The organism is Nakamurella aerolata (assembly GCF_013002705.1).
GTDB lineage: Bacteria > Actinomycetota > Actinomycetes > Mycobacteriales > Nakamurellaceae > Nakamurella > Nakamurella aerolata.
Genome location: NZ_JABEND010000001.1, coordinates 287493 through 312426, shown reverse-complemented (window position 1 = coordinate 312426; position 24934 = coordinate 287493). Strand labels below are relative to the sequence as shown.

Below are 24934 nucleotides of genomic sequence, written 5' to 3'. Positions count from 1 at the left end.
AGGACGCCGATGAGCACCACCCAGCCGTCCCCGGCTACCGACCGGGCGGTAGTGCCGTCCGGGGCGGCCAAGCCGTCCGGAGCGCGCAGCCGCGAGCCGGCATCCACCTACCGGGTCCAGATCAACGCTCGCCGGCCCCTCGGCGCTGCCGCTGAGTCAATCGGCTACCTGCACCGGCTCGGCGCCGACTGGGTGTACCTGTCGCCGCTGCTGCAATCGGCCGAGGGCTCCGACCACGGCTACGACGTGGTCGATCACCACCGCACCGACGAGGTCAGGGGCGGCGCCAAGGGCCTGGCGACGCTGGCCGATGCCGCCCACGCCAACGGTATGGGGGTGCTGGCGGACATCGTGCCCAACCACGTCGGGGTCGCTGTGCCGCGGGAGTCGGTGTGGTGGTGGCAGTTGCTGCGGGAGGGCCGGAGTTCGCCCTACGCAAACTATTTCGATGTCGACTGGGCCGCCGGTGACGGCAAGCTCCGCATCCCGGTACTCGGCGGCGAGCCGGAAACCGAGGCGGCCGAACTCGACAGGCTGGAACTGCGGGACGGGGTTCTGGCGTACTACGACAACGAATACCCGATCGCTCCCGGGACCGAAAGCGGCACCCCGCAACAGGTTCACGACAGCCAGCACTACCGGCTGGTGAACTGGCAGCGCGCCGACGCCGAGCTGAACTACCGGCGGTTCTTCGCGGTGAACTCACTGGCAGCGATCACCGTCGAGCGGCCCGAGGTGTTCACCGACTCCCACGCCGAGATCGCCAGGTGGATCGGTGCAGGTGCGGTGGACGGACTGCGGGTCGACCACCCTGACGGCCTCGCCGACCCCGGCGGATACCTGCAGAGCCTTGCTGCACTGACCGACGGCCGGTACGTCCTGGTGGAGAAGATTCTGGAGCCAGGCGAACAGTTGCCGGACCGCTGGGCCTGTGCCGGCACCACCGGGTACGACGCCCTTGCCGTGCTGGACAGGCTGCTCACCGACCCGGCCGGGCAACCCGCCCTCGACGCGCTCGACACCACCCTGCGCGGCGCGCCCGCGGTCTGGCCCGATCTGGTGCATCAAGCCAAACGTGAAGTGGCTGACGGGATTTTGCATTCGGAGGTGTTGCGGCTGGCCCGGTTGGTTCTTCAGATCGACAGGGCCGACGACGCCATCGCCGAGCTGTTGACCTGTTTCCCGGTGTATCGCAGCTATCTGCCGCAGTACGGCGCCGGGTACCTGGCCGAGGCCGTCGACACTGCCGTCGCGCGTCGCCCTGACCTGGCCGAGGTGCTGGTGCTCCTGCACCGCCGGCTGCTCGAGACCGACACCGAACTGAGCCGGCGGTTCCAGCAGACGTCCGGCATGGTGATGGCGAAAGGCGTTGAGGACTGCGCGTTCTACCGCTGGCCGCGGCTGGTCAGCCTGACCGAGGTGGGCGCCGATCCGTCGATCTTCGCGCTGTCCCCCAGCGAATTCCACCAAACCCAGCAACAGCGGTTGGCCGACTGGCCGCACAGCATGGTGAACCAGTCCACCCACGACACCAAGCGCGGCGAAGATGTCAGAGCCAGGGTGGCGGTGTTGTCGGAGATCAGCGACCAGTGGGCGCTGGCGGTGCCCCGCTGGCTGCAGCTGGCGCCGCTGTCCGACGGCCCGCTGGCCAACCTGTTGCTGCAGACCGCCATCGGCGCCTGGCCGATCGAGCGGGACCGCCTGCAGGAGTATGCCGTCAAGGCAGCAAGGGAAGCACAGGTCAGCACCAGCTGGACCGCGGTGAACGACGCTTTCGAGGCCCAGATGTCCGCCTTCGTCGATGCGTTGTACGACCATCCGCAGCTGCATCGAGAGTTCACCGAGCTGGCGGCCCGGCTCACCCCGCCGGGCTGGTCGAACTCGCTGTCCGCCAAGCTGATCACTCTGGCCGGCGTCGGCGTTCCCGACGTGTACCAGGGCACCGAGATCTGGGAGAACAGCCTGGTCGATCCGGACAACCGGCGCAGTGTCGATCTCGACGGTTTGGACCGGCAGCTGGCCGATCTGGACCGACGGGCGGCGTCTGGTCTGACACCGGACATCGACGCTTCCGGTGATGCCAAGCTGTTGGTGACCTCGCGGGCATTGCGGCTGCGTCGCGACCGTCCTGACCTGTTCACCGGATATCGGCCGCTGACAGCCGGTGGTCCGGCCGCCGAGCACCTGATCGGGTTCGACCGCGGCGCTGCCATCGTGCTCGCCACCCGACTGTCGGTGGGCCTGCGAGCCCGCGGCGGCTGGGCGGACACCACTGTTGAGCTCCCCGGTGAGCCTGCGGGCGGTCAGTGGCGCGATGCGTTGACCGGCAACAGCTTTGCCCCGGGAACCACGCGGGTGAGCACGGTACTGGAGCGGCTACCGGTCGCGCTGCTGGTGCCGTCGGAATAGGCGCAGAAGCCGCCGTCCAGCACCACCCGGTACCGGGGACAAACGTCCGCCGCCGGAAACAGCACCACCAGCGAAGGAGTGCGCAGTGCAGATGCGAGTATGGGCGCCCATCTCGGACCGAGTGCGGCTGTTGGTCCGCCCCGACACCCCCGCCGGCGCGGAAGAACCGCCGGCCGACCAGGTGTTGGAGATGGCCGCCGAACCGGCCGCCGCGGGTTGGTGGCAGGTGCAGATCGACCAGGCCCCAGACACTTTCAGCTACGGCTTCCTGCTGGGCGAGGACGACACGCCCCGACCCGACCCGCGTTCGCGACGGCAACCCGGCGGCGTCCACGACTTGTCACGCACGCTCCCCGCCGACGAGTTCGAGTGGACCGACCACAGCTGGACAGGGCGGCAGCTGGCCGGCGGCGTCATCTACGAGATGCACATCGGCACCTTCACCCCCGACGGCACCTTCGACGCCGCGATCGAGCGGCTCGATCACCTGGTCGAGCTCGGCGTCGAGTTCGTTGAAGTGTTGCCCGTCAACGCGTTCAACGGCACCCACAACTGGGGCTACGACGGCGTGCTCTGGTACGCCGTGCAAGAGAGCTACGGCGGCCCGGATGGCTACCGCAGGTTTGTCGACGCCTGCCACGCCCGCGGCATCGCGGTGATCCAGGACGTGGTGTACAACCACCTCGGCCCGAGCGGCAACTACCTGCCGCTGTTCGGGCCGTATCTGCACAGCGGACACAGCAATACCTGGGGAGCCTCGGTGAACCTCGACGGTCCCGACTCCGACGAGGTACGCCAGTACATCCTGGACAACATCAGCATGTGGCTGGGCGAGTACCACGTCGACGGGTTGCGCCTGGACGCGGTGCACGCACTGGCCGACCATCGCGCTGTGCACATCCTGGAGGACATGGCGGTGCACACCGGAGCGCTTTCGGCGCACGTCGGTCGGCCGCTCACCCTGATCGCCGAATCCGATCTCAACGACCCGCGGCTGATCACCCCCCGCGCGGCCGGCGGCTACGGCCTCACCGCCCAATGGGACGACGATTACCACCATGTGCTGCACGTCGCGCTGACCGGCGAAACTGTCGGCTACTACGGTGATTTCGGCTCGATGGGCGCGATCGCCAAGGTGCTCACCACCGGCTTCTTCCACGACGGAACGTGGTCGAGCTTCCGCGGTCGCTCGCACGGCCGGCCGATCAACACCGACGTCATTCCGACGTGGGCGCTGGTCGGGTACGCGCAGGATCACGATCAGATCGGCAACCGCGCCACCGGCGACCGGCTCACCGCCTCGCTCGGTGCGGAAGACCTGGCACTCGCCGCGGTTCTGGTGTTGACCGCACCGTTCACCCCGATGCTGTTCATGGGTGAGGAGTGGGCCGGGTCCACCCCGTGGCAGTTCTTCACCTCACACCCGGAGCCGGAGCTCGGCAAAGCCACCGCCGATGGCCGAATCGCCGAGTTCGCCCGGATGGGTTGGGATCCCGCGCAGGTGCCCGACCCACAGAACGAGCGGACGTTCGCCGATTCCAAGCTGGACTGGTCGGAACGCGACACCGGACGGCACGCCGAAATCTTCGATCTGCATCGGCGATTGATCGCCCTGCGCCGGCAATGGCCGCAGCTCACCGACCCGCGTTTCCACCGGATCGATGTGGACTACGACGACGACGCCCGCTGGCTGCTGATCAACCGCGGCGGCCTGCAGATCGCCGCGAACTTCAGCGACGACGAGCTCACCGTTGCCGTCGCCGCCCACGGCGGCGAGCTGCTCCGCACCGAGACGGGCGTCGCCGTGTCCGACACCGACGTCACCTTGCCCGGGCACGCCGCAGTCCTGCTGGCTCCCGCGGGCGAATCCTAGGACTGCGGCGCCGTCAGGTGCTCGTTGTGGATCCGTCGAAGGTCGCCGGGGTCGACATCGACCAGGCTCTCGGCGAAGAACAGGCCGGGCGCCGGAGCCACCTGCGTCTCCGACGGCACCACCAGTACCGGTACCCCGGCGGCGGCGGCCGAACGCGACCCGTTGGGTGAGTCCTCCACTGCGACAGCCTGGTCGGCGCTCACCCCGAGCAGCTCCATTGCCCGAAGGTAGGGCTCAGGGTCCGGCTTGTTGTTGGTCACTTCATCACCGGCGACGATGGCGTCGAAGCTGTTGCGGCCCAACGTGTTCAGCGCCAGCTCCACCAGACTGTGATGGGTAGCGGTGACCAGCGCGGTGCGCAAACCCGACGCCCGAACGGCCGCCAACAAGGCTTGTGCGCCCGGGCGCCATGGCATGGCTTCGGCGAACAACTCGGCGGTGTGCCTGGTCAGCAGCTGCGCGACTGCACCAGGGTCGAGATCCGTGCGGTCCGGCGCGATGTCGGCCAGAAACATTCTGACCGAATCGACCATGTCGTGGCCGACCATCGCCTCCCGCGCCTGCGGCGACAGCGTGCCACCCAGATCCGCTGCGGTGCGATCGAGCGAGATGGACCAGAGTTTCTCGGAGTCGGTGAGGGTGCCGTCCATGTCGAACAGCACCGCCCGCAGGGCGGCTGGGTGATCGGATTCCGGAGTCGGCTGGCCGGTGGCTGGCAACGCGGGATACCTCGTGTCTTGATCGGCGGCTCGGTCTCCCGAGTAAACCCGATCGTCCGGCACGACCGTGATGCCGGGTGCGGCAGCTGCTGCCTCAGCCGGTGGCGGGGAAGAACTCGGCGCCGTTGTCACCCAGCGCCATCGCGCCGAACTCACTGACCGCCGCCACCTGGTTGCTGCCCGGCCCAGGGTCGGTGACCTTGTCCTTGCCGGTGCGCAGATCAAGGATCACCGGACCGTTGGAGCTCTTGCCATACAGCATGCCGTGGAACAACGGCCCCACCGTGAGCGACTCCCGGCCCGCCTTCTCATCAGGCAGCTCCCACAGTTCCTTGCCGGTCTGCGGATCGAAGGCGAAGACCCAATCACTGGAAACGCCGTCCCAGCAGGCCGCCAGCTTGCCCTGGTCGCCGGCGCAGCGGATGGTGTCGCCGGACCCGCCCATGCTCACCGGGATGCCGAGGATGGTGTCCACCAGCTTCCCGTCGGACAGCTGCCGGATCTGCAGCGCGCCCCGCATGTTCGAGTACTCCTCGGCGCCGGGTGGATCCACCTCGGTGTGCGTCATCACCGCCAGCCGGTTCGCGCCGACCAGCCAGTCGGCCTTGGTGTCGGAGTAGCTCCACTTCTTCTTGTCGTCCTGCTCCGCGCTCGCCTCCGGCTGCCGCCACACTCGCTTTCCGGTCTTCATCGAATAACCGTCCAGCGTGTAGGTGATCGGGGTGACGTTGTCGGTCGGGTCGTGCGGCAACTGCGAGCCGACGACGAAGACGCCCTCGGCGGCGATCACCGGAAGCGAGTTATCGGCGTCGCATTGCAGCTCACAGCCGACTTCTCTGGTCACGTCCCACAGCACCTTGTTGTCCGCCAGCGAGATCGCCGCGCCGTACGAGGCGTCACCGGAATAGGTGACGACGGCGGTGTCGCCGTCGAAACCGACCACCCTGGTGAGCGCGTCACCGGCGGAACTCGCGTCGTCGCCCTTGATCGGTGCCGACACCTTCCACTTCTGCTTGCCGGTCTTCGCATCGACCCCGATGCCGACCAGCGTTGTGGTGTCCTTCGTGGTCCCGGAGCCCTTGTTCAGCTGGACGTAGGCCGCCGCGACGGTGGCGCCGTCGGCACTCATCGTCGGCGCGAGCGGGCCCTGGGTGTTCACCATGCCGCTGGAGTTGGCCTGTTGCGCGTTGTTCTCGAACGGTGCTGTCCAGGCCTTCACGTTCTTCGCCAGGTCGTAACCCTCGAGGCCGGCAGGCGTGGCGACATAGTCGAAGCTGCCACGCAGCGTGGAGTAGTTCGAGGTGATGGTGCCACCCATGTTGGATTCGAATGCCGCCCTGTTGACCTCGGCCGACGGCGTGTCGGCGAACTTCAGCGGCGGATCGTGCGGGGTCAGCGCCACCGGCGTCATGCCGGACCCCGCCGATGCCTCAGCAGAGCTGTCCGCGCCCGCCGGGCCGGTCTCGTCGGTCGCGCCGGTCTGGCCGCCGGTGTCGGTCTGGTCGGTGCTGTCGGTCTGGTCGGTGGCCACGTCCGCGCTGTCGCCGGGATCCGCGGCGTCGGTCGGCGCCGAGTTCTCCCCAGCCGTTGGGGTCTGCTCCGAGGTGGTCTCGGCGGGGATCGCCGGAATTGCCGGGCCACTTGACGAATCGGAGCACGCCGCGAGCACCGGCGCCGCCACCAGCACCACGGCGAGCGCGCACCCGCGCACCGCGCGCCCCCGGTTGACCTTTCCCATGCGTCCTGGCAGCGACGTCATACCGACTCCCCGATCTCCCCGATGCCTGCGTGACCCGCGGACCTACCCGCCCTGTTCGGTCGCGAGTATGCGGTGGCTGCCATTGCCCCACAAGGGTTTCGGCCCAGCCCGAAACCCGCCGGTGCACGCACAGGATGCCGGCGCTGTATTTCCCAAGAGCGCTGTGTTGTCCTAAAAGCCAGCGCGCGGAGCGCGGAGCACAGCGCCACCGAGATCGGTCGCCCGGTGTGCCATCGCTGTCCCCCGCCGGCGGGAGGCCACCAGCCCGGCGCCGCGCAACACAGCGAGGTGCTCGCTGGCGCTGGCGACTGCGATCTCCAGGTTGGCCGCGACGGCCGAGGTGCTCTGCCCCGGTTCGGCGGCGACCGCGGTCAGGACGGCCGCCCTGGTGGCGCCGAGCAGCCGGGCCAGCGCGGCCGCGTCGGAGCCGCTGACTCCGGCCGGCGCCGACAGCACAGGCAACTCCGGCAGCACCGGGTAACTCAACGCGGGGGTTCGGCTGGGGTCGTCGCCGGTGGACACCGCAGGGCGTCCGGTGAGGAACAGCGAAGGAATCAGGACAAGGCCACGGCCCTCGAGAAAGATGTCGTGCGCCGGCTCGTTCCCCAGCCCGACCTGCAGCACCGGAGCATCCCAGCGAACGGCTGGATGCAGGTCGGACAGCAGCGCGTCGACCCCGCCGAGAACCAATCGGCTCACCAGCCTGGCGCGGTCGGCCTGCAGGTCGATCAACAGCGTCGGCCAGTACGGCACCACAGCGGCCGCGAACACCGCACGCAACGCGGCGCCCACCTCCCGGCGGCGCGGACTCCCGGCCGGCACCAACTCCTCGGTCCACCGCGGCAGGACGCCCGAGTACTCGTTGACCTCGGCCAGATCCTGCCGCACCACGGCGGCCGGCTGCGCCATGATCTGCTCGATGCCCTCGTCGACACCCTCCGTCAACGGAACGACGAACTCGGGTCGGCAGCCGGGCCCGCACACCAGATCCACCAGCCGATGCAGCTGGCCCGGGTCCACCCCCGCGAGCACTTCACGACGCCAGGCCGCATGCGCCGGGCGCTGGTTGCCCAGCTTCCGGACGGCCCCCGCCACCTCCTGCAGCGGCGCGGGACCGGGCGCCAGCCGCACACGCGCGATGTCCGATGCGGTGAAATGCAGCCGAATGACCATTGTCCGCACGTCCCTTCGCGCTTGTCACACGCGAGCTTCCCCAACGAGCCGATGCGCTGTGATGCTAGCGGCCCGGCGTTGCGGCCGCCCGACGTTGCGGGAGCCGGCCGTTCAGCGACGTATCCTGAAGTATTAGTCCGCTCGTTACCGGCAGGCCTGCCACGACGTGCGCCACTCCGCCCGAACAAGGGCCGGCGGTCAAAGTCGACAGCCAGCAAGGACAAGCCAAGGCCCGATGCACCCCGTGGCCGGCGGAGCACTCACCTGGAAAGCCGTTAGCCGACGCACAGGACACTTCGTGACGATCACAGAATCCCCCGCTGCTTCCACCAGCAGCACTTCCACCGACTACGCCGACCTAGATCGGTTGGGCATCGCCCCGGCGGACCCGGCCGAGGTCCGTCCGGACGCCACCGAGCAACTCAGCGAGCTGCTGCGCACCAGAGTGCTGATGCTGGACGGCGCCATGGGCACCATGATCCAGCGCCACAAGCTGGGCGAGGCCGACTACCGCGGTACTCAGTTCGCTGACTGGGACAGCGACCTCAAGGGCAACAACGACCTGCTGTCGATCACCCAGCCCGAGCTGATCGCCGGCATTCACCGCGAATACCTGCAGGCCGGCGCCGACCTGATCGAGACCAACACCTTCAACGCCCAGCGCATCTCGATGGCCGACTACCACATGGAGGAACTCGGCTACGCGCTCAACCTCGCCTCGGCCCGGCTGGCCCGCGCCGAGTGCGACGCGATGACGGCGCAGACCCCCGACCGACCGCGGTTCGTCGTCGGCTCGCTCGGCCCCACCAACCGCACGGCATCCATCTCCCCCGACGTCAACGACCCCGGCAAGCGCAACGTCAGCTTCGACGAGCTGGTCGAGGCCTACCTTGAGGAGGCCAACGGCCTGGTCGACGGCGGCAGCGACATCCTGCTGATCGAGACCATCTTCGACACCCTCAACGCCAAGGCCGCGATCTTCGCGCTGGAGACGCTGTTCGAGCAACGCGGCCGGCGGTGGCCGGTGATGATCTCCGGCACCATCACCGACGCGTCCGGACGTACCTTGTCCGGTCAGGTGACGGAGGCATTCTGGAACTCGGTGCGACACGCCCGTCCGCTGGCCATCGGGCTGAACTGCGCACTCGGCGCCGCCGACATCCGGCCCTACGTCGCCGAGCTGTCCAGGATCGCCGACTGTTTCGTCTCCACCCACCCGAATGCCGGGCTGCCCAACGCTTTCGGTGAGTACGACGAGACCCCTGACCAGATGGCCGCGGTTGTCGGCGAATTCGCCGAGGCCGGCCTTGTGAACATTCTCGGCGGTTGCTGCGGCACGACACCCGAGCACATCTCCGCCATTGCCGCCGCGGCGGCGAGCGCCGGTCCGCGGGACCTGCCGAGCATCGAACCGGCCTGCCGGTTGTCCGGGCTGGAGCCGCTGAACATCACCGACGACACCTTGTTCGTGAACGTCGGTGAGCGCACCAACATCACCGGCTCGGCCCGCTTCCGCAAGCTGATCCGCAACGGCGACTACCCGACCGCGCTGAACGTCGCCAGGCAGCAGGTGGAGGCCGGTGCCCAGGTGATCGACGTCAACATGGACGAGGGCATGATCGACGGCGTCGAGGCAATGGACAGGTTCTGCAAGCTCATCGCGTCGGAGCCGGACATCTCGCAGGTGCCGACGATGATCGACTCCTCGAAGTGGGAGGTGATCGAAGCCGGGTTGAAGTGCGTGCAGGGCAAGCCGATCGTCAACTCCATCTCGATGAAGGAAGGCGTCGAACCGTTCATCGAGCATGCCAAGCTGTGCCGCAAGTACGGCGCCGCGATCGTGGTGATGGCCTTCGACGAGGAGGGTCAGGCCGACAATCTGCAGCGCCGCAAGGACATCACCGGCAAGGCCTACCGGATCTTGGTCGACGAGGTCGGATTCCCGGCCGAGGACATCATCTTCGACCCGAACATCTTCGCGGTGGCCACCGGCATCGAGGAGCACGCCAACTACGGCGTCGACTTCATCGAGGCGGTCGGCTGGATCAAGGAAAACCTGCCGCACGCCTTGATTTCCGGTGGCGTGTCCAACGTGTCGTTCTCGTTCCGGGGCAACAATCCGGTTCGCGAGGCGATTCACGCGGTGTTCCTGTACCACGCCATCGCCAAGGGCATGGACATGGGCATCGTCAACGCCGGGGCACTCGTCGTCTACGACGAGGTCGATCCGGAACTGAAGGAACGCATCGAAGATGTGATCCTGAACCGGCGTGCCGACGCCACCGAGCGGCTGCTGGAGATCGCCGACAAGTTCAACTCCAAAGAAAAGGATGCCGAACCGGCGGAGGCCGCACAGTGGCGGTCGCTGCCGGTCGCGGAGCGCATCACCCACGCGCTGGTGAAGGGACTGGACGAGTACGTCGAGGCCGACACCGAAGAGCTGCGCGCCGAGATCGCCGCCGCCGGTGGCCGACCGCTCGAGGTGATCGAGGGTCCGCTGATGTCGGGCATGGGCGTTGTCGGTGACCTGTTCGGTGCCGGCAAGATGTTCCTGCCGCAGGTGGTCAAGTCCGCCCGGGTGATGAAAAAGGCTGTGGCATACCTGATCCCGTTCATCGAAGCGGAGAAGGACCCGAACGAGGCGGCCCGCAGCAACGGCAAGATCGTGATGGCCACCGTCAAGGGCGACGTCCACGACATCGGCAAGAACATTGTCGGAGTGGTGTTGCAGTGCAACAACTACGACGTGGTCGATCTCGGTGTGATGGTCCCCGCGCAGAAGATCCTGGACACCGCCAAGGCCGAAAATGCCGACATCATCGGGCTTTCCGGGTTGATCACGCCGTCGCTGGACGAGATGGTGAACCTGGCCGAAGAGATGCAGCGGCAGGGTTTCGACATCCCGCTGCTGATCGGTGGCGCCACCACCTCGCGGGCGCACACCGCGGTGAAGGTGACGCCGAAGTACTCCGGCCCGGTGCTCTGGGTCAAGGACGCGTCGCGTTCGGTACCGACGGCGGCGGCGCTGCTGTCCGACGAGCGCCGGCCGGCGCTGCTGGCCGAGACCGAGGCCGAGTACGAATCGATCCGCCGCCGGCACGCCGCCAAGCGCAACGACCGGCCGCTGCTGACCATCGAGCAGGCCAGAGCGGCCCGCAGCCCGATCGACTGGTCGGAGTATCATCCGGCACGCCCGCGGATGCTGTTGCAGCAGGATGAGGCGGTCTCCGGGACGGGCGAGTCCGAGCACCGGCGCGGCACCGTCCGCTCGTACACCAAGGCGTTCAACGACTATTCGCTCGCCGAACTGCGCGAGTACATCGACTGGGGGCCGTTCTTCAACGCCTGGGAGATGAAGGGCCGCTTCCCCGACATCCTCAACAACCCGGCGACCGGTGAGGCGGCGCGCAAACTCTACGACGACGCGCAGCAGATGCTCGACCGGATGATCAGCGAGAAGTGGGTCACCGCCGCCGGCGTCATCGGGTTGTTCCCGGCCAACGCCGTCGGCGACGACATCGAGGTGTACACCGACGAGACCCGCACCGAGGTGGCCAGCACCCTGTACAACCTGCGTCAGCAGGGCGAGCACCGCGACGGCGTTCCCAACCGCAGCCTTGGCGACTACGTCGCCCCGAAGGACACCGAAAAGCCGGACTACGTCGGCGCTTTCGCGGTGACGGCCGGTCTGGGCATCGAGAAGAAGATCAAGGAGTTCAAGGACAACCTCGACGACTACTCCGCGATCCTGCTGGAATCGTTGGCCGACCGGCTGGCCGAGGCGTTCGCCGAGCGCATGCATCAGCGGGTCCGCAAGGAGTTCTGGGGGTTCGCCGCCGACGAGCATCTGGACAACGACGCGTTGATCGAGGAGAAGTACACCGGCATCCGTCCTGCACCCGGCTACCCGGCCTGCCCCGACCACACCGAGAAGCGCACCCTGTGGGAACTGCTCGACGTGCAGCGGACCGCAGGGATCGAGCTCACCGAGAGCATGGCGATGTGGCCGGGCGCGTCGGTGTCCGGTTGGTACTTCTCGCACCCGGAGTCCCGGTATTTCGTGGTGGGCCGGCTGGCACAGGATCAGGTCGCCGACTACGCCGAGCGCAAGGGCTGGACGATGGCAGAGGCCGAGCGCTGGCTGTCCCCCAACCTCGGTTACGACCCCGAGGACTGACCGGCGACACCGCGGGATCGCCGTCGGCGAACGCTCCACGTGCCGTGCGAGCGCTCGCCGTAGGGTGGACCGATGACCGATCTGGACGCCCCGGAACCGTCCGGCGCCCTGCCTGCGAAGTTGCGGCGGCCGGTGATGATCGCTGCCTTCGAGGGCTGGAACGACGCGGGCGACGCCGCCACCAACGCCGTCGAGCAGCTCAGCCTCGGCTGGGACGCGGAACCGCTCGCGGAGATCGACCCCGAGGCCTATTACGACTTCCAGGTGAGCCGTCCGAACACCAAGCTGGTGGACGGCGTTACCCGGATGCTGGAGTGGCCGACCACCCGGCTGACCGTCGTGCGTTTCCCGCGCGGCCATCAGGCCAAGTCGGCGGACGCTCCGGCCGGTGATCTGCCCGATGTGATCCTGGTGCACGGTATCGAGCCGAATTTCCGGTGGAAGGCGTTCTGTGCCGAGCTGCTGGAGCTGGCCGAGCAGCAGCAGGTGGCCAGCGTGATCTGTCTCGGCGCGTTGCTGGCTGACGTGCCGCACACCCGGCCGGTGCAGGTGACCGGCACCGCCCCCGATCCACAGAGCGCCGAGCAGCTGGGCCTCACCACCAGCCGATACGAGGGCCCGACCGGGATCACCGGCGTCTTCGCCGACACCTGCGTGCAGGCGGGCATCCCGGCGTACAGCTTCTGGGCCGCCGTTCCGCACTATGTCGCGCAGGGCCCGCACCCGAAGGCGACCCTGGCGCTGTTGGACCGGATCGAGGAGCTGCTGGGCCGGCCGGTGCCGACCGGCAGCCTCGCCGAGCAGGCAGCCGAATGGGAGACCGAGGTCAGCGACATCGCCGCCCAGGACGAGGACATCACCGAGTACATCCACGCGCTGGAAGAATCCTCCGAACCCGAAGTGCTGCGCCCGGCATCCGGCGACTCCATCGCCGCCGAGTTCGAGCGCTACCTGCGCCGCCGGGAGCCCGGCGACCACTGACCCTGCGGGGCCGGGGAGAATGGTCGGGAGAGACCGGACGGCATGAACCCCGGTCGCCGCCGCCGGCGGCGCGGTTCAGCCTGAGCGAGACGGAGCACGGTGAGCACACCTTCTGACCAGCGAGCTGAGCAGCACCCCGCGAGCGGGGCCCCCGGAGCCACCACTCCGCAGGCGGGAGTCAGCGCCACCACTCCGCAGGCGGGAGCCGACGCCACCGCGACGCCGGGGGCTGAGGCCGTCGTCCCTACTGCGGGCGCCCCCACCGCGGGCACCGAGCAGGACTGGGTGTCCCGGTTGGCCGACGAGGTGATCGCCGACGTCGACCGGCGCGGCAAGACCGGCCCGATCATCTGTGCCTCGGGTTTGAGCCCGTCCGGCCCGGTACACCTCGGCAACTTCCGCGAGCTGATCACCCCGCACCTTGTCGCCGACGAGATCCGCCGCCGGGGACGGGCCTGCGAGCACATCCTGTCGTGGGACGACTACGACCGCTTCCGCCGGGTACCGGCCGGCGTCGACCCGTCGTGGGAGCAACACATCGGCAAGCCGTTGACCGCGGTGCCGGCCCCGCCGGGCAGCCCGCACCCGAACTGGGCCGAGCATTTCAAGGCGCCGCTGCGGCAGGCGATGGCCGAGCTGGGCATCGTGGTCAGGGAGATCAGCCAGACCCAGATGTACACCTCCGGCGCCTACACCGATCAGATCCTGGAAGCGGTGGGTGCCCGCAAGGCCATCGACAACATCCTCGACCGGTACCGCACCAAGCAGGCCGATGCCGATGCCAATGCCGGTTCCGAATCCAGCTCAGATGCCGATTCCGATTCTGCTGCACCCGCCGGCAGTGCTAGCGACGCTGGCGACACTGCGGCGACCGAACCTGGTACCGGAGCGCGGCGCAGGCCCGGCGCAAAGGCCAAGGGCGGCAAGCAGAACCAGAAGCAGGCCAAGCTGTCGGACGAGGAGCGACAGGCTGCCGAGCTCGCCGCCGAGGGCAGCGGCGCCGCCGACGAGGACGACGGATCGTCCAGCGCCAGCCTCGGCTACTTCCCCTACAAGCCGTACTGCACGGTGTGCGGCAAGGATTTCACCACCGTGACGAGCTACGACGACGTCACCACCGAGCTGAGCTACAGCTGCCGCAACGGCCACTCGGAGACGGTGCTGCTCAAGGACTTTCGCTCGGGGAAGCTGGTGTGGAAGGTCGACTGGCCGATGCGCTGGCGTTACGAGGGCGTCGACTTCGAGCCGTCGGGTGTCGACCATCAGTCCCCCGGTTCGTCGTACGTGGTCGGCGGGCAGATCGTCACCGAGATCTTCGGCGGCAGCCAACCGCTCGGGCCGATGTACGCCTTCGTCGGCATCACCGGGATGGCGAAGATGAGCTCGTCCCGGGGGAACGTGCCGATCCCGTTGGACGCGCTGCAGGTGATGGAGGGGCCGGTGCTGCGGTGGATGTACGCCAGGCGCCGTCCGAACCAGAGCTTCACCATTGCCTTCGACGCCGAAATCTTCCGGGTGCACGACGAGTTCGATGCGTTGAGGCGCAAGGTCTCTGATGGATCCGCCGGTGCCGCCGAGGCGGCCGCCTACTCGCGGGCGGTGCGTACCGCCGAGCGGGAATTGCCGTTGACCCCACGGCCGCTGCCCTACCGGATGCTGGCCTCGGTACTGGACATCACCACCGGTGACGACGCGCAGACCCAGCGCATCCTGAGCCAGTTGGATCCGGCCGATCCGATCACCGACCTGGACCAGGCCCGCCCGCGGTTGGACCGGGCCGCCGCCTGGGTGCAGCGCTTCATGCCGGCGGACAGCCGCACCCACGTGCGCACCGAGCCCGACACCGAGCTGCTCACCGGGCTCGACGAGCGCCAGCGCCGCGGCCTGCAGTTGCTGCTTGCCGGACTCAGCGAGCACTGGTCACTCGAGGGGCTCACCTCGCTGCTGTACGGCGTGCCCAAGCAGTTGCTCGACCTGCCGGCAGACACCAAGCCGACCCCGGAACTCAAAGCGGCACAACGGGAGTTCTTCGTGCTGCTGTACCGGCTGCTGGTCGGTACCGACACCGGCCCACGGCTGCCGACTTTGCTGCTGGCAGTCGGCGAGCGGCGGGTACGCCAGCTGTTGGGCGGTTGAGGGGCGAGCCGGACTAGTGTGATCCGCTCAGTTCGACGCCGAGCAAGGCGTCGACGGCGACCGCGACCGACGGCCCGTCCGAGCTGGGGTCGGCGGCCCAGTCATCGAGCACCGCAAGGGCTTTCGGGGTATCGAGATCGTCAGCGATGGCCGCGGCCAGGTCGGTGACGACGCCGTCCGCGGCGGCTCCCGAGCGGGCCGCGGCCTCGCGCCAGCGCCGCAGCCGGGCGGCGGCCGTGTCGAGCTGGGCGTCGGTCCACTCCCGGTCGGCGCGGTAGTGGTCGGCCAGCAGCGCCAGCCGAATCGCCATCGGGTCAACGCCGCCGGCAACCAGCTTGGAGACGAACACCAAGTTGCCCAACGACTTTGACATCTTCTCGCCGCGGTAACCGAGCATGCCGGCGTGCACATAGGCGCCGGCGAACCTGTCGATGCCGGCCAGCGCTTCGGCGTGCGCCGCCGACGATTCATGGTGCGGGAACAGCAGATCACTGCCGCCGCCCTGCACATCGACCGACGGCGCCAGGTACTTCTGAGCGATCACCGAACACTCGATGTGCCAGCCGGGACGGCCGGCGCCGATCTCCGCCGGCCAACGCGGTTCGCCCGGCCGGGCCAGCCGCCACAGCAGCGGATCGAGCGGGTTCTTCTTGCCTGGTCGGTCCGGGTCTCCCCCGCGTTCGGCGGACAACGCCAGCATGGTGGCGGTGTCCATCCGCGACTCGTACCCGAACCGGCCGGTCGCGCTGACATCGAAATAGACGTCGGGGTACTCGTCGTCGGCCACCCGATAGGCGGCGCCGCTGTCCAGCAACCGCCCGACCGCGGCCGCGATGTCGGCGGTCTCGTCCGTCACCGCCACGTAGTGCTCCGGCGGCAGTAGCCGCAGCGCCGTCATGTCCGAGCGGAACAGGTCGATCTGCGAGGTCGCCAACTGCTCCCACGGGACACCGTCCCGCTCGGCGCGTTCCAGCAGCGGGTCGTCCACGTCGGTGACGTTCTGCACGTAGCGCACGGTGCGGCCCTGGGCCAGCCAGTACCGCTGCACCAGATCGAAGGCCAGGTAGGTGGCCGCGTGGCCGAGATGGGTGGCGTCGTACGGCGTGATGCCGCACACATACAAAGTGGCCGGGGTATCCGGATCCGGTCGGTCGATTCCGGGAACAACCACCGGCGCACCGGCGGCGCTGTCGAACAGCCGCAGCGGCTGCGCCGGCGCAGCGGGGAGCGTGGGAACGGTCGGGGCCGGCCAAGAGCGCACACCATGAGATTACGGGCCGGGACATGACCGGCCGGGCGCGGTGCCACTTGCGCCACCGGACCCGCCGCCGTCCCGCGGGAGGGGTAGCGGCGGGCCGAGCCGGTGGCCCGATTCGGCAGCGCTGATCTGGAAGTGCTGATCGGAAGCGCGCCGGCCACCGAACCACCGCCGGTGCACCAACGAGGACGACGTGCCACGATGAGAACCATGGGCACTCCCGCGGACTTCCCGATCGCTTATCCCGCCCCCGGATCCCGGCCCCACCGGCTGGATCTCGACCCGTTGGAACCGTTCGTCATCGTGCTGTTCGGTGCCACCGGCGACCTTGCCAAACGCAAGTTACTCCCGGGACTCGCCCACCTCGCGGAGTCGGCGCTGGCGCCGGACATCAGGGTGGTGGGCACCTCGCTGGAAGACCTGACCCAGGACGAGTTCAGGGACATTGCCAAGGAGTCCGTCGAGAAGTACGGCATGCACAAGCTCGACGCGGCGCAGTGGGAAGACTTCGCCACCAAGCTCGAATACGTGCCGCAGTCCGCCGGTCCGGATGCGCTCCGCGACGCCTGCCAGCGCGCCCGGCAGGAAATCTCTGCGCAGAGCGGGGTTCCGGCGGAACGGGTGCAGGTGCTGCACTACCTGTCGGTGCCGCCGAAGGCGGCAAAGTCGGTGATCACCATGCTCCGGGACGCCGGGCTGGTCGAGCACTCGCGCGTGGTGATGGAGAAACCATTCGGTACCGATCTGGCCACCGCCATCGAGCTCAACAACTTTGTGCACGACACCTTCACCGAATCGCAGATCTTCCGGATCGACCACTTCCTCGGCAAGGAGGCAGCGCAGAACATTCTCGCGTTCCGGTTCGCCAACGGGTTGTTCGAGCCGATCTGGAACCGCCAGTTCATCGACCACATCCAGATCGACATCCCTGAGTCGCTGGGACTCGACCAGCGCGCGAACTTCTACGAGTCCACCGGCGCCTACAAGGACATGGTGGTGACCCACCTGTTCCAGGTGATGGCGTTTGTCGCGATGGAGCCGCCGACAGCCCTTGAGCCGCAGGCCATCTCGGAGGAGAAGAACAAAGTTTTCCGATCCATGAGGCCGGTGCTGCCCAGCAACGTGGTGCGCGGGCAGTACGTCGGCTACCGCGACGAGGTGGGGGTGGCGCCGGACTCGGAGACCGAAACGTTCATCGCGCTGAAGGTCGGGATCGACAACTGGCGGTGGGCCGGTGTGCCGTTCTATCTTCGCACCGGCAAGCGGCTGGCCGAGGGCCAACGGATCATCTCGATCGCCTTCAGGGAGGCGCCGAAGAGCATGTTCCCACCCGGCTCGGGCGTCGGGTCGGAGGGCCCTGACCATCTGACCTTCGACCTTGCCGACTCGTCGAAGGTGTCATTGTCGTTCTACGGCAAGCGACCTGGGCCTGGCATGCGGCTGGAGAAGCTGTCGATGCAGTTCTCCACTCAAGAGACCGAGCGCGCCCGCGATGTGCTTGAGGCCTACGAGCGGCTGATCCTTGACGCCATGCGCGGCGATCACACGCTGTTCACCACCGCTGAGGGCATCGAGTCGCTCTGGGAGCGGTCGGCGCCGCTGCTGGCTGACCCGCCGCCGGTGAAGAGTTACCCGCAGGGCAGCTGGGGGCCCAACGCCATCCACCAGTTGATCGCGCCGCATGCCTGGCGGTTGCCTTTCGAGCGGGGCTGGCGCCAGTCCAAGAGCTGACTCCTATTCGGAGGCAGCAGTTTTCGCCGGGTCGCCGGCCGCCGCTGCCGGCGGGCGCTTGCCTTCGGTTCGGCTTCGCAACCCTGGGATGACGTGCCGGTTGCCGCCGAGCACCAGCTTCTGCCAACCCTGCAGTTCGGTGCCGCGCACCTGGCCGGGTGGCGAGCTGGACGGAAACATCAGGTTCTTGTTGTCCTTGTGGTGCGGCAGGTTCAGGGCGTGCCCGAGCTCGTGGGCCAGCACACTTTCGTCGTAGGTGTGCGGGTTGTTCTTGTCGAACAGCGACGCCTGGCACACCACCCAGTCCGCCGTCATGCCGAGGGAACACCCGGTGGTACGACCGGCGATCTCCTCGACCACCACAACGGTGACCGGCGACCCGACACCCGACTCCCCCGGCTCGAACCTGCGGTACCACTCGGTGCGGCCGAGCAGGTCGTCCAGCAGTAGCTTCTGGTTGGCGCGCGGCCGCAGCGCGTGTTCCGGGGCCGGCCCGGAGACCACCCGAATGGACACCGGACGCACCCGGATGCCGGCCTGCGACCGGAAGATCTGCTGGGCCCGGTCCAGCGCCGGCGTCACATCGTCCGGCTGGCACAGCGGGCCGTCGGCGTTCGACAGGATCACCACGGCGACCCTGAGCACCGCGTCGTCCGGGTCCCGGCGGGCGATCCGGTCGGTGGTGAGCTCCGCCAGATGCGCTGCGGTGGTCGCCACGTCGGTGACGGCGGACCGCAGGGTGCCGCCGACGATGCGTCCGGCACCGCCGAGAACCTTTGCCAGCACGGCACTCTCCTTCGTCATCGGTTCTGTCGTTGGTTCCGTGCTCACAGCGGCGGCCACGGAATCGGGGTGCGGTCCTCCGGCGGCTGCGGGAACACCGGCATCGACTGCAGCCGTCGCACCCGCCGGCGCAGCATCCGCAGCTCGGAGCCGGTCAGCAACTCGTCCAGCGGATGATCGTCATTGCCGGAGCCCAGCCAGCTGGCGAGCCGGCTCAGCCCGGTCCGCAGTGCCGGCGGCAGCGGCTGCCCGGCCCAGCCCCACAACACCGTGCGCAGCTTGTCGTCCACGTGAAAGGTCAGCCCGTGGTCGACGCCGAGCACGCTGCCGTCCTGGGCCGAGATCAGGTGCGGCGCCTTGCGATCGGCGTTGTTGGTGACAGCGTCGAACAGCGCGATGGTCTGCAGCCTCGGGTCGTCGCGGTGACACACCGCCAACCGGTCGCCGGCCTCGTCCAGCGCGCCGAAGACCGGCAACCAACCGGCCGGTACCGCGCCGGCCGGAAAGATATCAACGAAATCTTCCTGCTCGGCGGCCTGGTCCTCGTCCCAGTCTTCGATCCGGTCTTCGTCTTGGACGTCAAGTTCGGGCGGCGGTCCGATCCACTGCTGCACCATGCCGTCGCCCAGCGGCCCAGGCCGCAGCAGCGTCGGTGGCACACAGTGCCAGCCCGCGGCCTCGGAGACCAGGTAGGCGGCGCGTTCCCGGCCCGCCAGGGTGCCGTCCGGGAAGTCCCACAGTGGCCGCTCGCCGCGAATCGGCTTGTACACGCACCATTCCGGTTGACCGTCGGAACCGGCTGGCGCCTCCAGCCGGCCCAGCAGCGTCACATTCGACGCCTCGGTCAACCGGCCGACGATGTCGATGGGAGCGGTCGACAACAGATCGCGGCACGCCGGTTCAGCCAACGTCAACCACCGTCACGCCGCCGATCGACCGTCAGCCCAGCTCACGGTGGTAGCCGTTCAGCCGCGGGCAGATATGACCTTGCGGGTCGAGCGGGTTGCCGCAGAGCGGGCACGGCGGGCGGCCGGCAGCGACGATCGCCTCGGCATGCTGGGCGAACGACTGCGCCTCGGCCAGCGACAGGAAAACCCGCAGCGCGTCCGGGCCTTCCTCGCTGTCCTCGAGCACCACGTCTTCGGACACCTCGTCCTCGCTGAGCGCCAACAGCTCGACGATCACCTGGGAGCGGTCGCCGTCCCAGGCCAGCCCCATGGTGCCGACCTTGAACTCGGCGTCCACCGGGGTGAGCAGTCGCTCGTCGGCGGGGACGAACGGCGCGGCGCCGGCCTGCTCACCGAACCGCTTGGCGACCTCGCTGATCAGCGCGCCGAGCTTGTCGGCGAGCACCGCGACCTGCTGCTTCTCGCAGGCGACGGAGACCACCCTGCGTCCCTCGGCGGCCTGCAGGTAGAACTCGCGCTCGCCGGGAGCACCGATGGTGCCGGCCAGAAATCGCTCGGGCGATCGGAATACATGGATCTGTCGTGACATGGCCGCTCCAGACTATGGCAACTCGGGGCGGTCCCCCGGCGGGACGGGGCCGGGCCGGCTCGCCGCGGTCTCAGCCGCTGGTCCAGGCCCGGGTTCAGCCGCGGTTTCAGCATGGTGCCGGCCGTGCTGGCTGGCGGCGTCCGGCTCGCTGCCGCCCGCCCCTTCCGCACCGCCGTCCGCCCCTTCCGCCCCGGCGCCGGTGACTCCGGTGCTGCCGCCGACGACGGCTTCCGGTTGTCCGGATCGACCGGTGGCCGGCGGCGTCCCGACACCCGCCAACGAACCGGTGTCGCCCACCAGGTCGACCAGGCTGTGCCTGGCGCCGTAGCGCACCACCGACAGCGACGCCGGACCGACGTTGATCCGCTGGAACAGGTCGAGGTGCATGCCGAGCGCATCGGCCAGCACCGCCTTGATCACGTCGCCGTGGGAGCACACCAGCACCGGCCCGGCCGGCTCCACGCCCGCTCCCACCGCGGCGATTCCACGGACCGCGCGCACCGCCCGCGCCGACACCGCGGCGAGGCTCTCCCCTTCCGGGAACTGCGCCGCGGACGGCTGTGTCTGCACCACCCGCCACAGCGGCTCGCCGCCCAGCTCGGACAGCTTCCGTCCGGTCCAGCTGCCGTAGTCCACCTCGGCCAGCTCCGGCAGTTGCTGCACGGTCAGGCCACGGGACTGCGCCAGCGGGGCGACGGTCTGCAGGCAGCGCAGGATCGGTGAGCTGATGATGCCGGCCAGCGGAACCTCGGCGAGCCGCTGCACCAACAGCTGCGCCTGCTGCTCGCCGTGCTCGTCGAGCGCGACGCCGTCGGAACGGCCGGCCAGCACACCCGCGCTGTTGGCCGTCGACCTGGCGTGCCGCAGCAGGATCACGGTGCGTTGGGCTGGGACGTCCTCGGCCGGTGCCGGGGTGTGCGCTGCGGGTTGCTGGGGTGCTGCGGGTTGCTGAGGTGCTGCCGGCTGGTCGGTGGTAGCCATAGTGACCTTCACGCTACTGCGCCGCCACCGGCAGCCGGAGCGGGCGGCGACACCGCACACCGCCCGGCAGGCCTGCCGGAGCGCGGGTGCCCACCGCCTTAGATTGGACGGATGCACACCCGCCGACTGGGATCCAGTGGTCTGTCGGTGTCCAGGCTGGGGCTGGGCACCATGAGCTGGGGCCGCGACACCGACGCCGACACCGCGGCTACCCAGTTGGAGGCCTTCGTCGAGGCCGGCGGCACCCTGGTCGACACCTCCAACGTCTTCGGCGACGGAGATGCCGAATCGATCATCGGCACGCTGGTGCCCGACGTGGTGCCGCGCAGCGATGTGGTGCTGGCCTGCACAACGGTCGGCGTCGGCAGCGGCCGGGGCGCGCTCAGCTCGGCGTTGACAGACTCGTTGCGGCGGTTGGGATCTGATCATGTCGACCTGTGGCAGGTGCACGGCTTCGATGCGACCGTTCCGCTGGAGGAAACCTGTTCGGCGTTGGAGTCGGCGGTGCGATCGGGGCGCGCGGGTTACGTGGGAGTGTCCGGTCACAACGCCTGGCAGACGGCCACCATCGCGACCTGGATGCGCAGCGTCGGAGTGCCGCTGGCGTCCGCCGAGACCGAGTTCTCGCTGCTCGACCGCAGCGCCGAGGACGGCTTGTTCGACGTCGCCGCGCTGCACGGGCTCGGTGTGCTCGGCTGGGCACCACTGGCCCGCGGGGTGCTGACCGGCAAGTACCGGCACGGCACTCCCGCGGATTCCCGCGGCGCTTCGTCGCACTACGCCAGGTACGTCGACCGGCACCGCACCGAGTTGGCCGGGCGGGTGGTCGAGGCGGTGGTGACCGCCGCCGACGGGCTCGGCACCAGTCCGTTGGCGGTCGCGCTGGCGTGGGCAAGGGACCGGCGTGAGGTGGCCAGCAGCGTCGTCGGAGCTCGCGACGGAGCGCAGTTGCAGGGGGTGCTCGCGGCCGAAGAGGTGTTGCTGCCCGCGGAGATCAGGGGCGCCCTTGACGACGTGTCCGCCGACCTGACGCCGGATGATCCTCCCGGTATCGACCCCGCCGGCGCCGATCAGGACGGGCCCGACCCGGTCGGTCCCGGGCCGTCCGGCAGCACTGGTTCTCGCCGGGGCAAGGCCACCGACCCTGTCGATGAATAGCGCGTCGATGAATGACGCGACTGGTCCCGACTCCAGCTCCGGCTCCGGCGACCAACAGACCTTCGCCGCGTTCTGCGCGGCCGGGCTCTGGCCCGGTGTCGGCGCAGCCACCGCGGACAATCTGAGCGACGCCGGCATCACCTCCGCGGGCGACGTCAGCATTGCAGCGTTGGGCCGCATGCCCAAAACCACACCCAAACGTGCGGAGCGGCTGTACAGCGCCTGGATCGGCGTCGGGCACCTGTGGGAACTGGCACAAGTGTTGGTGCCGTTGGACTTTCCGGTGCGTTGGGCCGGCCGGCTGGTGGAGCTGCTCGGTGACGGCGCATTGCCCGCGCTGGAGATCGACCCGTGGCGATTGCTGGCACTGCCGGACGCCTCGGTGGCGGACGCCGACCGGCTGGCCAGGCATCTCGACCCGGCGGTGCGGCGATCCGATCCGCGCCGAACGGCGGCTTTGCTGGTGTGGTCGCTGTCGCGGGGCGCACGGGACGGCCATACCGCGGCTCCCACGGCCGCGGTCGCCGAGACCCTGCGCGCCTTCTGGGCTGCCGAACCCGAGACGCTCCGCGCCGGTCTGGCCGCTGCGCTGGCCGACCGGCGCATCGCCGAGGTCCCTGACCCGACCGGCTCCGGCGAACCGTGGATTGCCCGGAAGGTCTTGTCGGATGCCGAATCCGCCATTGCCGACGGTGTCCAGCGGCTGCAGCGCGAGGCGGTGACGTTGGCCGGCAAACGCGCGATCAAGGCGGTGACGGAGGCCGCCGCCGGCGCCGAGCACGCTCTTGACGACGTCCAGCGCGGCGCCGTCGAGCTGGCCGCCGAACACGGCGTCAGCCTGCTCACCGGCGGCCCGGGCACCGGCAAGAGCCGCACCGTCGCCGCCATCGTCGCGCTGTGCGAACGCGCCGGGGCCGAGCTGGCACTGGCCGCCCCGACCGGGCGCGCCGCCAAACGCCTCGAGGAGCTGGCCGGCCACCCGGCAACCACCATCCACCGGCTGCTCGGCGCCAGGCCCGGCCGCGCCGGCTTCGAGTTCACCGCCGACAACCGGCTGTCTGCCGACCTGGTGGTGGTGGACGAGGCCTCCATGCTGGACGTGGAGCTGGCCGCGGCGCTGTTCAACGCGCTGCCGCCGCGGGCGCATCTGGTGATCGTCGGCGACCCTGCGCAACTGCCGTCGATCGGTCCCGGCCGGGTGCTCGGCGACCTGATCGACTCCGGGGCGGTGCCCGTCACCGAACTGAACCGGTTGTACCGGCAGGACGAGGGCGGCACCATCGCCCGGCTCGCCGCAGCCGTCCGCGCCGGCGAACTACCGGCCATCGACGACCCCGACCACGAGGTGGTGCTGGTCGGTGCCAGGCAGGCTGCGGAGGCGGCACACCGGGTCAGCCAACTGGTCACCGACTCGATTCCGCGGGTTTTCGACGTCGCCGGTTCCGAACTGCAAGTGGTGACGCCGGTGCATGGCGGGCCGGCCGGCACCCAGGCTCTCAACCAGCAGCTCAAGAAGCTGCTGAACCCCGGGCGCGGCACCGTCCGCGGTTTTGATGTGGGCGATCGGGTGGTGGCCACCGCCAACCATCTCGATGCCGAGCCGGCCGGCTACGCCAACGGCGAGGTGGGCACCGTGGTCAAGGCCGGCGAACGCAAGCTGACCGTCGCGTTCTCGTCCGGCGAGGCCGAGGTCAGCGGGAAGGCGCTCGGTGATCTGCTGCACGGCTGGGCGATCACCGTGCACCGGGCGCAGGGCAGCGAGTGGGACGCGGTGGTTGCGGTGCTGCCGGCCGAGGCGGGCAGCATGCTGTCCCGGCCGCTGGTGTACACCGCGCTGACCAGGGCGCGCCGGCACCTGTCGATCGTGCACGCCGCAGGACCCGCCGTTGCCAGGGCGGTTCGCCAGGTCGGCTCCCGGCCACGACGTACCCTGCTATGTCATCTGTTGACGCCGAACCAACCCGCGGCGCAGGCGGCCGCGGCCACCGGCGCCGGCGAATCGATGGCCCAGCTAGACGACAGTGAAGGAGAGTGATGAACGCACCCAACGACTCCGGTACCTCGGCTGCCGGCTCCCCCGGTTCCGGTCCAGACCCGGCAGATGACGATCGCTACGAGTACGCCCCGCTGCGCCTTGACGCCGGTATGTCACGGTCCGCCGCATCGACCATGCTGGCGCTACAGGCGGAGTTCGCCGGCTGGGAGCTGGCCAGGGTGCTGAAGTACGCCGACGGGTCGCGCCGAGTCTGGTTGCGCCGCAAGCGTCCTCGCGGCCTGGTGCCCGGCCTGACGGCCTGAC

The 24934-nt window shown here is 69.1% G+C and carries 17 protein-coding genes; 9 read left to right on the top strand and 8 right to left on the bottom strand.

Annotated elements, in window-relative coordinates; translation table 11 throughout:
* The first annotated feature begins 9 nt into the window (after positions 1–9).
* A complete protein-coding gene (gene treY / locus HKD39_RS01335) occupies positions 10–2409 on the top strand; it encodes a malto-oligosyltrehalose synthase (protein ID WP_171198028.1) in 2400 nt (799 codons plus the stop codon).
* Between the two features lie 91 nt (positions 2410–2500).
* On the top strand, positions 2501–4282 hold the full coding sequence (gene treZ, locus HKD39_RS01330) for a malto-oligosyltrehalose trehalohydrolase (protein ID WP_171198389.1): 1782 nt from the start codon (positions 2501–2503) through the stop codon (positions 4280–4282).
* Here treZ and HKD39_RS01325 read toward each other — a convergent pair.
* The 3 genes from HKD39_RS01325 to HKD39_RS01315 form a co-directional block, all read right to left on the bottom strand.
* Positions 4279–5001 carry an HAD family hydrolase gene (locus HKD39_RS01325; protein WP_212753762.1) on the bottom strand — a complete coding sequence of 241 codons (723 nt, stop codon included), beginning with the start codon at positions 4999–5001 and terminating at the stop codon, positions 4279–4281. The genes treZ and HKD39_RS01325 overlap by 4 nt on opposite strands.
* A gap of 94 nt (positions 5002–5095) precedes the next feature.
* The gene (locus HKD39_RS01320) at positions 5096–6760 is read right to left on the bottom strand and encodes an outer membrane protein assembly factor BamB family protein (protein WP_171198027.1); all 1665 of its coding nucleotides are present in this window, start codon (positions 6758–6760) and stop codon (positions 5096–5098) included.
* Between the two features lie 171 nt (positions 6761–6931).
* Positions 6932–7933, bottom strand: a complete 1002-nt coding sequence (locus HKD39_RS01315; protein WP_171198026.1) for a winged helix-turn-helix domain-containing protein — start codon at positions 7931–7933, stop codon at positions 6932–6934.
* Between the two features lie 367 nt (positions 7934–8300).
* Between HKD39_RS01315 and metH the strand changes: the two genes are divergently transcribed.
* From metH to lysS, 3 genes are all read left to right on the top strand, one after another.
* Positions 8301–12110, top strand: a complete 3810-nt coding sequence (metH, locus tag HKD39_RS01310; protein WP_343074555.1) for a methionine synthase — start codon at positions 8301–8303, stop codon at positions 12108–12110.
* A gap of 72 nt (positions 12111–12182) precedes the next feature.
* On the top strand, positions 12183–13091 hold the full coding sequence (locus HKD39_RS01305) for a PAC2 family protein (RefSeq protein ID WP_171198024.1): 909 nt from the start codon (positions 12183–12185) through the stop codon (positions 13089–13091).
* Between the two features lie 285 nt (positions 13092–13376).
* The gene (gene lysS / locus HKD39_RS01300; protein WP_171198387.1) at positions 13377–15227 is read left to right on the top strand and encodes a lysine--tRNA ligase; all 1851 of its coding nucleotides are present in this window, start codon (positions 13377–13379) and stop codon (positions 15225–15227) included.
* A gap of 13 nt (positions 15228–15240) precedes the next feature.
* On the opposite strand, the gene mshC is transcribed toward lysS, so the two are convergent.
* Positions 15241–16488: a cysteine--1-D-myo-inosityl 2-amino-2-deoxy-alpha-D-glucopyranoside ligase gene (gene mshC / locus HKD39_RS01295; protein WP_171198023.1), complete on the bottom strand. Its 1248-nt coding sequence runs from the start codon at positions 16486–16488 to the stop codon at positions 15241–15243.
* Positions 16489–16695: 207 nt separating this feature from the next.
* Between mshC and zwf the strand changes: the two genes are divergently transcribed.
* Entirely contained in the window at positions 16696–18216 is a 1521-nt protein-coding gene (gene zwf / locus HKD39_RS01290; protein ID WP_171198022.1) for a glucose-6-phosphate dehydrogenase, read from the top strand.
* A 3-nt stretch (positions 18217–18219) separates the two neighbouring features.
* Here zwf and HKD39_RS01285 read toward each other — a convergent pair whose 3' ends face one another.
* From HKD39_RS01285 to HKD39_RS20725, 4 genes are read right to left on the bottom strand one after another with little or no spacing between them, the layout of a single operon-like run.
* Positions 18220–19020: a matrixin family metalloprotease gene (locus tag HKD39_RS01285; protein WP_171198021.1), complete on the bottom strand. Its 801-nt coding sequence runs from the start codon at positions 19018–19020 to the stop codon at positions 18220–18222.
* Between the two features lie 23 nt (positions 19021–19043).
* A complete protein-coding gene (locus tag HKD39_RS01280; protein ID WP_171198020.1) occupies positions 19044–19907 on the bottom strand; it encodes an SCO1664 family protein in 864 nt (287 codons plus the stop codon).
* 31 nt (positions 19908–19938) lie between these two features.
* Positions 19939–20496, bottom strand: coding sequence for a DUF3090 domain-containing protein (locus HKD39_RS01275; RefSeq protein WP_171198019.1), 558 nt, complete (start codon positions 20494–20496; stop codon positions 19939–19941).
* 12 nt (positions 20497–20508) lie between these two features.
* Positions 20509–21477 carry an MSMEG_4193 family putative phosphomutase gene (locus HKD39_RS20725; RefSeq protein WP_171198018.1) on the bottom strand — a complete coding sequence of 323 codons (969 nt, stop codon included), beginning with the start codon at positions 21475–21477 and terminating at the stop codon, positions 20509–20511.
* 111 nt (positions 21478–21588) lie between these two features.
* Between HKD39_RS20725 and HKD39_RS01265 the strand changes: the two genes are divergently transcribed.
* Genes HKD39_RS01265 through HKD39_RS01255 form a run of 3 tightly spaced genes read left to right on the top strand, consistent with a single transcriptional unit; the run spans position 21589 to position 24933 of the window.
* Positions 21589–22635, top strand: a complete 1047-nt coding sequence (locus HKD39_RS01265) for an aldo/keto reductase (protein ID WP_171198017.1) — start codon at positions 21589–21591, stop codon at positions 22633–22635.
* Between the two features lie 7 nt (positions 22636–22642).
* Positions 22643–24670 (top strand): AAA family ATPase, encoded by a 2028-nt coding sequence (locus HKD39_RS01260; protein WP_171198016.1) that lies wholly within the window; start codon positions 22643–22645, stop codon positions 24668–24670.
* A complete protein-coding gene (locus HKD39_RS01255; RefSeq protein WP_171197814.1) occupies positions 24670–24933 on the top strand; it encodes a DUF5703 family protein in 264 nt (87 codons plus the stop codon). Before HKD39_RS01260 ends, HKD39_RS01255 begins: the two co-directional genes overlap by 1 nt.
* The last annotated feature ends 1 nt before the right edge of the window (position 24934 follow it).

What these genes read in the sequence shown, in the direction of transcription:
- treY (WP_171198028.1), top strand. Translation starts at nt 10, where the DNA reads ATGAGCACCACCCAGCCGTCCCCGGCTACCGACCGGGCGGTAGTGCCG.
- treZ (WP_171198389.1), top strand. Translation starts at nt 2,501, where the DNA reads ATGCGAGTATGGGCGCCCATCTCGGACCGAGTGCGGCTGTTGGTCCGC.
- HKD39_RS01320 (WP_171198027.1), bottom strand. Translation starts at nt 6,760, where the DNA reads ATGACGTCGCTGCCAGGACGCATGGGAAAGGTCAACCGGGGGCGCGCG.
- HKD39_RS01315 (WP_171198026.1), bottom strand. Translation starts at nt 7,933, where the DNA reads ATGGTCATTCGGCTGCATTTCACCGCATCGGACATCGCGCGTGTGCGG.
- HKD39_RS01305 (WP_171198024.1), top strand. Translation starts at nt 12,183, where the DNA reads ATGACCGATCTGGACGCCCCGGAACCGTCCGGCGCCCTGCCTGCGAAG.
- zwf (WP_171198022.1), top strand. Translation starts at nt 16,696, where the DNA reads ATGGGCACTCCCGCGGACTTCCCGATCGCTTATCCCGCCCCCGGATCC.
- HKD39_RS01285 (WP_171198021.1), bottom strand. Translation starts at nt 19,020, where the DNA reads ATGACGAAGGAGAGTGCCGTGCTGGCAAAGGTTCTCGGCGGTGCCGGA.
- HKD39_RS01275 (WP_171198019.1), bottom strand. Translation starts at nt 20,496, where the DNA reads ATGTCACGACAGATCCATGTATTCCGATCGCCCGAGCGATTTCTGGCC.
- HKD39_RS20725 (WP_171198018.1), bottom strand. Translation starts at nt 21,477, where the DNA reads ATGGCTACCACCGACCAGCCGGCAGCACCTCAGCAACCCGCAGCACCC.
- HKD39_RS01265 (WP_171198017.1), top strand. Translation starts at nt 21,589, where the DNA reads ATGCACACCCGCCGACTGGGATCCAGTGGTCTGTCGGTGTCCAGGCTG.
- HKD39_RS01260 (WP_171198016.1), top strand. Translation starts at nt 22,643, where the DNA reads ATGAATGACGCGACTGGTCCCGACTCCAGCTCCGGCTCCGGCGACCAA.
- HKD39_RS01255 (WP_171197814.1), top strand. Translation starts at nt 24,670, where the DNA reads ATGAACGCACCCAACGACTCCGGTACCTCGGCTGCCGGCTCCCCCGGT.